This window comes from Spiroplasma endosymbiont of Andrena trimmerana (genome assembly GCF_964019575.1).
GTDB lineage: Bacteria > Bacillota_I > Bacilli_A > Mycoplasmatales > VBWQ01 > Spiroplasma_E.
On record NZ_OZ026455.1, the window covers coordinates 1,335,859 to 1,349,014 of the forward strand.

General features: G+C 22.3%; 8 protein-coding genes and 1 pseudogene. 5 read left to right on the plus strand and 4 right to left on the minus strand.

What is annotated here, in order from left to right; genetic code table 4:
* The first annotated feature begins 99 nt into the window (after window positions 1-99).
* Together AACL03_RS07960 and AACL03_RS07965 are read left to right on the plus strand one after the other, a co-directional pair.
* A complete protein-coding gene (locus AACL03_RS07960; RefSeq protein WP_339038780.1) occupies window positions 100-960 on the plus strand; it encodes a hypothetical protein in 861 nt (286 codons plus the stop codon).
* Window positions 961-992: 32 nt separating this feature from the next.
* On the plus strand, window positions 993-1,484 hold the full coding sequence (locus AACL03_RS07965; protein WP_338980346.1) for a hypothetical protein: 492 nt from the start codon (window positions 993-995) through the stop codon (window positions 1,482-1,484).
* 141 nt (window positions 1,485-1,625) lie between these two features.
* Here AACL03_RS07965 and AACL03_RS10045 read toward each other — a convergent pair.
* A pseudogene (locus AACL03_RS10045) lies at window positions 1,626-2,870 on the minus strand (ISNCY family transposase).
* A gap of 214 nt (window positions 2,871-3,084) precedes the next feature.
* Between AACL03_RS10045 and AACL03_RS07985 the strand changes: the two are divergent.
* Window positions 3,085-4,383: an ankyrin repeat domain-containing protein gene (locus AACL03_RS07985; RefSeq protein WP_339040013.1), complete on the plus strand. Its 1,299-nt coding sequence runs from the start codon at window positions 3,085-3,087 to the stop codon at window positions 4,381-4,383.
* Between the two features lie 37 nt (window positions 4,384-4,420).
* Here the strand turns inward: AACL03_RS07985 and AACL03_RS07990 are convergent, their stop codons facing one another.
* The 3 genes from AACL03_RS07990 to AACL03_RS08000 form a co-directional block, all read right to left on the minus strand.
* Window positions 4,421-5,278 (minus strand): two-component regulator propeller domain-containing protein, encoded by an 858-nt coding sequence (locus tag AACL03_RS07990; protein ID WP_339040014.1) that lies wholly within the window; start codon window positions 5,276-5,278, stop codon window positions 4,421-4,423.
* An 83-nt stretch (window positions 5,279-5,361) separates the two neighbouring features.
* Window positions 5,362-7,383, minus strand: coding sequence for a hypothetical protein (locus AACL03_RS07995; RefSeq protein WP_339040015.1), 2,022 nt, complete (start codon window positions 7,381-7,383; stop codon window positions 5,362-5,364).
* A 300-nt stretch (window positions 7,384-7,683) separates the two neighbouring features.
* Window positions 7,684-8,634 (minus strand): IS30 family transposase, encoded by a 951-nt coding sequence (locus AACL03_RS08000; RefSeq protein WP_339038665.1) that lies wholly within the window; start codon window positions 8,632-8,634, stop codon window positions 7,684-7,686.
* A 724-nt stretch (window positions 8,635-9,358) separates the two neighbouring features.
* On the opposite strand from AACL03_RS08000, the gene alaS reads away from it, so the two are divergent.
* Together alaS and AACL03_RS08010 are read left to right on the plus strand one after the other, a co-directional pair.
* Entirely contained in the window at window positions 9,359-12,085 is a 2,727-nt protein-coding gene (gene alaS, locus AACL03_RS08005; protein WP_339040016.1) for an alanine--tRNA ligase, read from the plus strand.
* A 329-nt stretch (window positions 12,086-12,414) separates the two neighbouring features.
* On the plus strand, window positions 12,415-13,137 hold the full coding sequence (locus tag AACL03_RS08010; RefSeq protein ID WP_339040017.1) for a hypothetical protein: 723 nt from the start codon (window positions 12,415-12,417) through the stop codon (window positions 13,135-13,137).
* Window positions 13,138-13,156 lie beyond the last annotated feature (19 nt).

The following is a 13,156-nucleotide window of genomic DNA, read 5'->3' on the forward strand; positions in this document are numbered from 1 at the left end:
TATCAAAAAAAATAAAAAAGAAGTAAAATTTAACAAATAAAAGTTGCTTTGTTTTGAAAGTAAATATTTTTATATTTACTTTCAAAGGAGAACAAAATTATGAAATATTTTAGTCCAAGTTATTGATTTAAATTGTGAGTATTAACTGCTCCACTTTTAAATAATAAAATACAAGGTATTAATGGTAAGTCAATTGATAATTCAAATATTAAAAATTGAGTTAGAAAAAATACGACTAGTTTAGATTTAGTAAATCAACAATTAAATTTTGCAAGTAATAATCAAACAGATTTTATTATTAACAACCCAACAACAAATAGCAAAATAAATATGAATAAACATCGTCATGAAAAACACAGAAATCGATTAAAAAGAACATTAAATGGTAAAAACGAAATAAGGGGTAGTTGAGGTAAAGTAACTTGTTCATTTACACCAAAAACTTTTGAAGGAATAATAGCTGATTATCATTATTGAAAAGATAATCCTGCATGAGAACTTGGCGAAAAATTTAAAGAGGATATGATGCAACGATATAATTCTAATGATATTTCAATTACTGCAATTTTTCCATGAACATGAAAAGAAATACAACAAGTAGGTAAAACAATTTGAGATAATTTTTCAAAAATTGAAAAAGTATATACAGATAGTTCTAGAAAAGAACGTATAGAAATTGTACTTTATGAAAAACCATTTAATTGATTTGATTTTGAATCAGTAAGAATAATAACAGAAGATGAGAAATATTATCCAAATAATCGTCTTGATAATTTAGAAAATGATTTTCCAGATTGAAATAAAGATATAAAAATTAATTTAGGAAAAATTAATCATAACGTTGATAACGAAATTAAAAGTGCCATAAAGAAAAAATATCATAATTTTAAATTATCAGAAGTTTATTTATTGGATAAATCTAATTACTCACACTTTATTGGCTATTTTGAAAAAAAATAATTGTTGGTACTTTTAGTCCCTATTCTTATGGTTTGACAAAACCAACTTTTACCTATGTAACACAAGATAAATTTAATGAAATTTCAAATATTATAGCAAATGATTCAAAAGTTAAACAATGATTTGCACATATAAATGAATGAAATTCTACTTTACCACAAGCAATCAATAATTCTAAAACATTTAATCCTCAAGCATTATATAATTGAAAAAGACAAGAAAAAGAAATAATAAAAGGTTATATAAGAGATTGAAGTTATATTTCAACTTTAATTGAACATGAATTAAAGTTAGATGAATTAAACAAAAATATTCAAGGAATCAAAGCAGATTTTGAAACTTTAAAAAAACAAGTTAATGAACTTGACAACAGACTTCTAAATCTAGAAAATAAATCAAATTTAAATTGTGAAAACACATTAACTATTGTTAATGGTGCTTTAAATACTATTCCCATAATTGGTAATGTTGTTGGTGGTATTACAACAATGGCTTCTGGTGCTTGTGCTATTGGTGGTGTATAATTTTATTTTTTTATATCTTTAAAATCAATTTTAAGGCATCAAATTTGCTGCTCGACAAACGATTTAAAATTTTATATAGTTAAGTATTCACAAAAATAATCTTTTATAAAAAGAATTTTATCTAATTTTAATTTGGTATTATTAGTATCCATATCTTCAAGGATGGTTTTTATTTGGTATATAAACCTTTTTAGTTTTTATCAAATCCTCTTTGATAATTGGTTTTGGTGCTATTTCTTTTAATTCATATATTTGATGATTATAACTAAGATATAACTCATTAATAAACGATTTAAGTACAATTACATCAGTTCTAGGTTGTATGTATTGAACTTTGCTATTTTTATAAGGAAAATACTTTTTACCATAATATGTTATAGTTGAACCACTATCCGTTTTTCTTTTAGAAAATCTTGAAAGATAAATATTTATTTCTTCTTGGTTTGGAGCTTTAATCATAGCAGATTTATTATTATCAATAGGTAAGGAAATTGCTTATTAAAAATACTTATATATATTTTAAGAAATTGATTAGCTTCTTCTAAATTTTTAATTTTATTAAGTCTAAGTTCACTAATTAAGCGACTTTGAAGTGTTCCAAATAAGCGTTCGATTCTACCCTTAGCTTGTGGAATGGAAGTTCTAATAATTTCAACACCTAAATCATTACAAGACTTTTGGAATTGAGTATAAGTATCATTTTCCGTGTTTATTTTGCCAGCATCGATTTGTTTTTTTATATCCAAAAACTGTTCTATTATCAGTATAAAATGTTTTTGGTATGCCATATTTAGTTAAAATTTGATAAAAAACATTATAATAACCATCTAATGTTTCTTGATGATCAAATCATAGTCCGACAATATTGCCTGTAGCATCATCAATTGCAGCATGTAAAAAAGCTTTTGGTTTATCCTTACCAAATCAATGATGATTACTTGCATCCATTTGAATTAATTCACCAAAATTTGTTCTTCGGTTTCTTGTAGGATGCAAGTTATTTTTCTTATTTTTATGTCTTTTTGGTGAAGTAATTTTTTCTTTAATTAATATAGTATAAAGTGTACTATATGAAATTTTAATTTTTTCTTCATTGTTTAATTTCTCATGGAAATGTTGAAAATTAAAATTATAATATTTGGTTTTATATAAATTTATAATCTTAATTTTGATTTCAAAATTTGTTGTTTTATTAGAAATTTTATTTCGGGATTTATGAATAAAACCAACTTTACCTTCTCTATTGAAAATTTGAATTAATTGGTTAATTCTTCTAATAGTTAGGTTAAGTTTATTCTTAGCTTGATGTTTAGATAATTTATTAATAATAATGTCATTTATAATATTAAACTTATATTTTTCTTTCATAGTCATGCTTCTTTCCATATTTATCACCAAGTATATTTAACTTTACTTTTGTGAAATTTTTGCTCGATAACTAATAGGAAATTATCACTAAATAATGACACAATAATAAATTATATACAAAAGTTTTAAAATATGTTAGTATTAACAAAAATATTTATTTAATATAAGTTTTAATTTAACTCATTACTTTAATTTTAAGGTAAATGAGTTTTTTTGTTAGGAGAAATATAAAATGGCACTTAAAAATGAATTTTTAAAAAATGAAAAAAACTCACAAAGTAATACTGATAATGATATTATTAGATATGATAGGGATTTTGATTATTTAATTAATAAAGGTGTTCCCTTAGATATGCAAAATCAAAATAAAGAAACATTATTACATATCGCTGTTTGAAAAGGGCAAATAAGAAGTGTTAAAAAGCTGATTTCACTTGGTGCAAAATTAGATATTGAAGATATAGATGGTAATACCCCTTTACATTTGGCAGTTATAAAACAAGATATTGAAATGGTAAAACTACTCATTAAAGCAAGGGGTATTAATACTAGTATAGATATTAAAAATAAAAATGGTGATACTCCTTTAGAAATTGGCGAAAAGAAGGATCATAAAGAAATAGTATTTATAATTTCTTTATTATTATCATTATTTAGTTTTGAAAATATAAATAGTGCTAATAGAGAATTATATAAGCAATTTACAAGTAAATTAGAGGAACTTGAAAAATTAGAATATTCAATTTTTGTTAGAAATTCATTCAATAATGAATTTAAAAGTTGTATTGATAACTTATCAAAATTAGAAAAAGACATTGATGCTTTAGTAATTGAACGTAAAGCATTAGAAAATGCAAGAAAAAGTAGAAAATGATTAAACATTTTAACATTTGGTTTTTACAAGAGAAAAATTACTAAAAAATTAATTAATTATTTTGAAATTAACTTTAAAAAAGTTGTGCAATTATCAACAGAAAGAGATAAGATAAAAAATCATATTCAAGAACTTGCAAGAATGATTGATAAAGAAAAAAAATTACGAACAGAAAATGAAGTATTAAGAAATGAAACTAAACAATTAAAAAAAGAGTTACAAAGTAAGGAAAAAAAATTGCAAGATATGAACGAAAAATATGAAAAAATAAAGCAAAAAATAGATAAAAATAAGACTAAGATTAAAGAATTGGAACAAATTTTAGAAAAAAATGAAGAGAGAATTAAAGAATTAGATTTTGAAAATAACGAATATAAAAAAGTTCAAAATGAACGTAATGAAAAAAATGTTAGTAAGTTTACAACTTTAGATAATATGCTAAGAGTCAAGGAACAAGAAATTGATTTTTTTAAAGAAAAAATTAGTATTTTAATAAGAGAAAATGCAATTTTAGAAAAAAAACTAAGAAATGTAAGTTTTGATGATTCTGGTATTGATTTAGATGAAGAAGTTAGTCCTTTTGACGCAAATAAAGTGAATAAAAATGAACCATTAGCATCATCAAGTACAGCTTCTGAAAAGAAATTAGTTGCATAATTTAAATAAAAAACACTTTCAAGGGTGTTTTTTATTTTTATACTTTGAATCTGTTTTTTTGTTTGTACTTATATACAAAATTTTTTCATTTTATATAATCTCCTTCTCTGCCACTATCAGGTCCAAGTCTTGTTCCAATAAAAATATTTTCAATAGAACCTAAATTAGTAGGTATATTTGCTAAAGTTCCAAAGTAATTAACTTTAGGATAGTATTGAAGGAAATGTCCAATTCCTGCATTATTTCATGTTCCCGCATAAATATTTTGTTTGCTATCAACAGCTAATGTAAAAACTTCTCCTTTACTTTTTTCATTAATTCTAATAAACTGTTTTTCTCCTTTTTTACATCTATAAATATTACCTAGGTGTTTTCCTTCTCTTGTTCCAATTCAAATATTTTCTTCTTTATCTATTAGTATTGCACGTATTGTATGAACATTAGGGTTTTCATATGGAATCTTTTCTGGACATTTAATAAAAATATTTTCTTGATTTATTTTGAATAGTCCTTGTGTTGTTCCTGCATAAATATTATTGCTTTCATCTATTGCTAATGATCATACTGCACCTGATGTTCCTTTTATTTCGGAAAAATCATTATTTCCAATTTCTAACTTATAAACTCTACCAGTTCCGGGTAAATCTTTTCCAGTGCTTCTATTTCAAGTTCCAACATAAATATTATGATCATTATCAACTTCAATTACATTAATAATTTCATTAAATTGTTTTATTTTAGTAAATTCTTCTTCTTTTGTATTATATTTATAAATTGTTCCATTAGTAGTACCAATAAAAATATTATCAAAACCATCATGTTTAATAGTAAAACCATCAGAATCTATTTTGCCGATTGTTTCTACTTTTTTATTTTTTTTCACTTTAAATACCATATTACTTTTTCCAACACAATAAACATTACCATTATTATCTTCTGTGATTGAATAAATCCCATTTTTGATTTCTGGAATTGATACTATAATATTTGTAGTTTGATTATTATCACACGGCTCATCGTTTTTATTTTTTTAATTGTTTCTAACTCTTTTTCTAATTGTATAATTTTTTGATCTTTTATTTTTAATTGTTCATTTGCCTTTTTTAATTGTTGTTCAAGTTCTTCTCTTTTTACTTTACATTCTTTAAATTGATTTTCTAATTCTTTTCTAATGTTTTTGCAATTATCTAGTTGTTGTTCAAGTTCTTGTTTTGTTTTTAATTCTTGTTCTAGTTTTTTTTGATAAATTGTTATACTATCGTTTTTTTCTTTTTTTAGATTTTCTAGTTGTTGTTCAAGTTCTTGTTTTGTTTTTAATTCTTGTGCTAGTTTTTTTTCAATTTCTTTTAATTGTGAGATGATTTTTTCTTTTTCTTTGTTGTTATTATTAATAATTTGATTTTTTTCATCAGTAAGTTTTTCAATTTCTTCAATTAAGTTTTTAATTTTATTTTTTATTTTTTCATTATTTGGATCTTGATTTAGTTCTTTTTCTAATAGACAAATTTGATGATTATTATTAAGCATTTTGTTATTAATATCTTCAATTTTTGATATTTTTATATTTCAATTATTTTCTTTAGGAATAATGTTATTTTTATCTTTTTTTAGATTTTCAATTATTTTATCTATGTTATTAATTTGATTAGAAATTTCATTTTCTTTTATCTTTTTTTGTCATTGATAGATTTCATCGATTTTTATCATTTTATCATTTTCATTTGTAACTAATTGTGCTAGTTTTTCTTTGATTTCTTTGCAACAATTGTTTTTTTCTTGATTACAATTCTTAGTGCTTTTTAATAGATTGATTCTTTCTTGAGTTTTTAATATTTCATTATTTTTAGCATTTATTAAATTTTGATAAAATTCAATTCCTTTATTTTCTTTATCACAATTATTTTTATTATTTTTAAGGTCTTCAATTTTCTTTTGATATTCATTAATAGTATTTTCATTTTCCACTAATATTTGTAATAATTGTTTGATTTCTTGTTGTATTGTTTCATCAAACTCTTGTTTTGATTTATCATTATTATTTTTTTGATTAAGTTTTTCTATCATTTCATAATTATTTTTTATTGAATCTTTTATATCATTTAATTGTTTTAATAGATCTTGACAATTGATTAAATGAACTCTATTTTTTTCTTCTTCAATTAATTTATTTATTTGATCTTTAATATTTTGTATTTGTTTTTCAATTGCTTCTTTTTCTTCAATATGATCTTCAATATTTTCTATTGTGTCTGAATTAGTTTTTATTTCTTCAATTTCTAGTTCTTTTTTTGATAATTTTTTTTCTAATTCTTCTCTCTTTTTAATATTTTTTAGTTCTTCATCACTTTTTTTACCATTAATCTGTTCTTTTAGTTGTTCGATTTCTTTGTTAGCTTCTTCTAACTTATTTTTTAGTTCTTGTATTTCTTCAATTTCGTTTAATAATGCTTGAATTTCTTTATTGGCTTCATTCAACTTAGTTTGCATTTCTTCTTTAGCTTTGTTAGCTTCTTCTAACTTAGATTCTATTTCTTCTTTTGCTTTATTAGTTTCTTCTAATTTAATTTCTATTTCTTTGTTAGCAACTTCTGTGTCTGCTACTTTTTTTTCTAATTCTTCTAATTTATTTTTTAGTTCTTGTAGTTTATCATTATCGGTAGTGTTTTCAATTTCTTCTAATAGTTTTTGGACTTCTTTATTAGCTTCTTCTAATTTAGTTTGCATTTCTACTTTTGCTTTGTTAGTTTCTTCTAGTTTATTTTTTAGTTCTTGTAGTTTATCATTATCGGTAGTGTTTTCAATTTCTTCTAATAGTTGTTCGATTTCTTTGTTAGCTTCTTCTAATTTAATTTGTGTTTCATTTAATTTAGATTGAATTTCTTCTTTTTCTTGTTTAATTTTTTCTAATTCTGTGTCAACATTTTCTTTTTCTTCCTCTTCAGTTTCTTCAAATTCATTTATTGTATTATCTATTTCATTATTATTTAGTTTACTTGACATAAAATTTGTCTCCTTTTTATTTATTAATTTGATTTATTTTTGGACTCCTTTTATAGTAATATGTTAATAAAACACAAATTTAGAGTAGAAATTAAATTATTTTTTTGTTTTTTGAAATAATAAATAAATTCAGTTGTTTAAAATTTCATTTTAAAAAAATGAATAGTAATTTAATAGTTATTGTTCTTACAAAGATTAATTTTAATAAATTAATAAAATTTTTAATGCTAGATTTAATTGTAAAATTTCAATTAATTATCATTTTTATTTTTTATAGCTAAATTGTAAAGGTAAGTGCAACTAAATTATTTTTCTATCCAAATATTCGATTGGTGAAAGATAATTTAGTATTTTTCTCGGTTTTTGATTTAAAGACAATATAAATTTATGAACTTCATTTTTATTAGTTTTTGAAAAAATAAATTTTTTAGGAAATTTTTCTCTAATTAAACCATTAGTATTTTCATTAGTACCTCTTTGTCAAGGTGAATATGGATTGGCAAAATAAATTTTTACATCTAAATTTTTTTCAAGTTGTTGTCAATTTGAAAATTCTTTGCCACGATCAAAAGTAATAGTTTTAACAATGTTTTTAGGAAGAATTGATAAATAATAACTGACATTTTTATTAATAACTTTAGTAGTTCTGTTTTTAACTAATATTGCTAAAGTAAATCGTGATACTCTTTCAACTAAAGTTATTAAACATGATTTGCTTTTACCTCGTGATGATACTATAGTATCTCCTTCTCAATGACCAAGTGTTATACGATCATTAACATTTATATCTCGTTCTTTAATTGATTTACCATTAAACTTGCCACGATTTTCTTTAGATTTTCGTTTTTTACCTTTTCTTCTTAAATTTTTACTAGTAACTTTATCAAGCATTCCAAAATAAATTCAAGTATAAATTGTTTTAAAACTAATAACTCATTCTTTATGAAAATTTTTAATTCTGCCATAAATTTGTTCAGGTGATCAACCTAATAGTAATTTTTGTTGTACATATTTTACTAAATTCTTATTTTTAAACTTATGAAAACTAATATGTGATTGTTTTCGATTTTCAGCTTTATTTTGTGCAATTAATGAAAAATAATGATTATTATCTTTATTTCTATTAATTTCTCGAATAATAGTACTAATACTTCGATTAAGATTTTTAGCTATTTCACTAATTTTAAATTTAAATTTCAATTGATTCTCAATATAAATTCTTTCATCTATGCCAAGATGTTTATAACTCATATAAAAACTCCTTACTTTTTTCTAAACTAAATTTAGCATTATGAAATTTTTATATGAGAATTTTTTGCAATTTTATTTACTTGCACTTACAAGTATAACTCAGCTATATTTAAGATTTACTTAAAATATTTTTTTGTTCAAAATTATAGATTTAAAAATATAAAAAATGCATTAATATATTAAATTAGTTACTATATTAAATAGTAAATAATATTGAATTAAATGAATTAATTTTATATAATTTAATAATAAATTTTTATTTTTTAAAAATTACTCTAAGCAAATCTTAACTAAAGTTTATATCTGAAAAAATGAATATACAATAAAAAAAATACCAGTTAAATTATATTTTTGATTAAATAGAAAAAATCTTTCTTGTAATTTTTATTCTATAAAGTTAATAATTAATATTTTTTTCTTTTTAATTTATAAAAATATTTCATAATTTTATCTTTTTGCTTGTAATAACTAATATTTATGGTTAATATTAAAATTGAAATTAATATTTATATTAATCTAAATTAGATAAGTATAATTAATAATAATTAGTTTTCAGCGAGAGTGAATAGTGTAAGCACTTAACCATTATTAATTAGAAGCTCCTAATTTAACAATTTTAATCATTAATTAAGTGCATTTACTTTGTAAGTGAATTAGGATGGTACCGCGTTAAAAAACGTTCCTATTTTGATAGGAATTTTTATTATTTTGAGGAGAAATTATTATGTCAATAAAATGAACAACAGATAAAGTTAGAACAACTTGATTAAATTTTTTTAAAAGTTATGATCATCACATTTTAGAAAGTGCATCACTTGTTCCAAATGATGATCCTTCACTATTGTGGATTAATTCTGGAGTTGCTACATTAAAACCATATTTTGATGGACGACAAACCCCAATTGCTAAAAGATTAGCAAATTCACAAAAAGCAATTAGAATTAATGATATTGAAAATATTGGTATTACAGCAAGACATCAAACTTTTTTTGAAATGTTAGGTAATTTTTCAATTGGTGATTATTTTAAAAAAGAAGCTATTGTTTGAGGATGAGAATTTTTAACTAGTAAAAAGTGATTAAATTTAGATGCTAATTTATTATATGTAACAGTTTTTAATGAAGATGAAGAAACATATAATTTATGATTAAATATTATTAAATTACCAAAAGAACGTATTATTAAAGGTACAAGATCTACTAACTTTTGAGATATGGGTCAAGGTCCTTGTGGTCCTAATACTGAAATTTATTATGATCGTGGTATTAAATATGATCCTAAAAATATTGGTATTAAATTATTAAAAGATGATATTGAAAATGATCGTTATATTGAAATTTGAAATATTGTTTTTTCACAATTTAATAATGATGGCAAAAATAATTATACTGATTTACCAAGAAAAAATATTGATACTGGTGCAGGATTAGAAAGACTAGTAGCAATTTTACAAGATGTGCCAACTAACTTTGATACTGATTTATTTCAAAATATTATTCATGAATGTGAAAAATTGACAAATTTTCGTTATGATATTAATAATTATTTTACACAAGAGATTAAACAAAAAACTATTAATACTGCATTTAAAATTATTGCTGATCATATTCGTTGCTTAGTTTTTGCAATTAGTGATGGTGTTTTTCCTAGTAATAAAGATCGTGGTTATGTATTACGAAGATTGATTAGAAGAGCTGTTGTATATGGACAAAAACTTAATATTAATGAACCATTTTTGTTTAAGTTAGTTTCAATTATTATCAAAGTTATGGGTCAACATTATCAAGAATTACATAAAAAAGTCGATTTAGTAACTAATATTATTAAAATCGAAGAATTAAAATTTTGAACAACATTGATAACAGGAAAACAATTATTATTACAAGTTATTAAAGATAATAAAAAAGTAGATGCAACTGCGGCTTTTAAATTATTTGATACCTATGGTTATCCTATTGAATTAACATTAGAGATTGCAAATGAAGAAAATGCGACTGTTGATTTAAAAGGTTTTCAAAAGTTATTGGATAACAGTAAAGATAATACAAGAAAGGTAAGAATTAATCATCAAGCATTAACAATTCAATCTTCATTACTAACTAATTTAAAAGTTCCTTCAACCTTTGTTGGTTATGATAAAGAACAAATAAATACAAATATTGTTTTTATGTTTAAATCAGAGCATGAGGTAAAATTTTTAAAAAATGAAAAAGGTTATTTAATTTTAAATGAAACACCTTTTTATGCAGAAAAGGGGGGGCAAGCATCTGATGATGGTATTATCAAAGGAGAAAATGGAACGGCCTCTGTTATTGATGTACAACAAGGACCACAAAAACAGCATATTCATCAAGTGGAAGTAAAAGGTGAATTAACACAAACAGAAATTGTTGAAGCACAAATTAATAGTTCACATCGTTTTTATACAAGAAAAAATCATTCAGGAACTCATTTATTACATGCTGCTTTAAGAAAATTATTAGGTTTACATGTTATGCAATCTGGAAGTTTTAATAATTATCAATATTTACGATTAGATTTTAGTCATTATGAAATGTTAACTTTAGAACAAATTATAAGTATAGAACAACAAGTAAGTAAATGAATTAAAGGTAAATATTCTTGTGAAATTATTTATTGTACATATGAAGAAGCAATCAAAATTGGAGCTTTAGCTTTTTTTGGTGAAAAATATGAAGAAAAAGTTCGAGTAATTAAGTTTGGTGATTTTTCAATTGAACTTTGTGGGGGTACTCATTGTTATAATTCACAAGAAGTAGAACAATTATTAATAACTAATGTTGAGTCAAAAGGATCTGGTTCTTATCGAATTCATGCTTTAACATCATTAAAAACTATTAATGAATACTTAACACAACAAATAATGATGATTAAAGAACAAAGCAATAGTTTATTTATTCAATATCAAAAAAATAAAGATAATTGTATGCAAGAAGAAGAAATTGAAAAAATATATGATGCTATTAATAATTTAAAAGTGGTAGCTGCTGATTGAAGAAAAGGAAAAATGTTATTACTAGAATTACATGGTTTATTTAAAAAATGACAAATTAATTTTGAAGAATTAAATCGTCAGAAGATAGTGAAAAAATATTTAACTTTAGTTCCAAAAAATGAAAATATTTATAAACTATTAATTGCAAATTTTGAAAATTTAGATATTAAAACATTAAGAGAAATAATTGAACATTATCGTAATCAATATCAAAATATTATTATTATTTTTATTAATAAAATTAATAATCAAGAATATTTAGTATTAGTTGCTTCAAGTAAAGAATTGCATAATAATAAACAGTATCAAAGTAATAATATTTTACAAAAAATATTAAAAACATATAATGGTAAGGGTGGCGGTACCCCAATCTTAGCGCAAGGGAAGATTGATAAGTTTATTACAGAAAAAGAAATTAATAAAATTATATATTAAACTTAATGCTTATATGTATTAATTTATATAAATATTATATGATATACAATAATATATGTTCAACATCAATAATGTTTTACAATCATATATAACATTATTACAGTAATTGCATAATCTTTTATAATTTCTTATTGATGAAATATAGAAAATAGTAGTGATAATAATTTTAGAAAAAATACATTTTTTAATTAATAACTGTCAATATCGAGTGAAAATTTCCCAAAAATATTTATCAAAAAAAATAAAAAAGAAGTAAAATTTAACAAATAAAAGTTGCTTTGTTTTGAAAGTAAATATTTTTATATTTACTTTCAAAGGAGAACAAAATTATGAAATATTTTAGTCCAAGTTATTGATTTAAATTGTGAGTATTAACTGCTCCACTTTTAAATAATAAAATACAAGGTATTAATGGTAAGTCAATTGATAATTCAAATATTAAAAATTGAGTTAGAAAAAATACGACTAGTTTAGATTTAGTAAATCAACAATTAAATTTTGCAAGTAATAATCAAACAGATTTTATTATTAACAACCCAACAACAAATAGCAAAATAAATATGAATAAACATCGTCATGAAAAACACAGAAATCGATTAAAAAGAACATTAAATGGTAAAAACGAAATAAGGGGTAGTTGAGGTAAAGTAACTTGTTCATTTACACCAAAAACTTTTGAAGGAATAATAGCTGATTATCATTATTGAAAAGATAATCCTGCATGAGAACTTGGCGAAAAATTTAAAGAGGATATGATGCAACGATATAATTCTAATGATATTTCAATTACTGCAATTTTTCCATGAACATGAAAAGAAATACAACAAGTAGGTAAAACAATTTGAGATAATTTTTCAAAAATTGAAAAAGTATATACAGATAGTTCTAGAAAAGAACGTATAGAAATTGTACTTTATGAAAAACCATTTAATTGATTTGATTTTGAATCAGTAAGAATAATAACAGAAGATGAGAAATATTATCCAAATAATCGTCTTGATAATTTAGAAAATGATTTTCCAGATTGAAATAAAGCTAAATTGTACATATAGTCCTTATGATACGTATTCA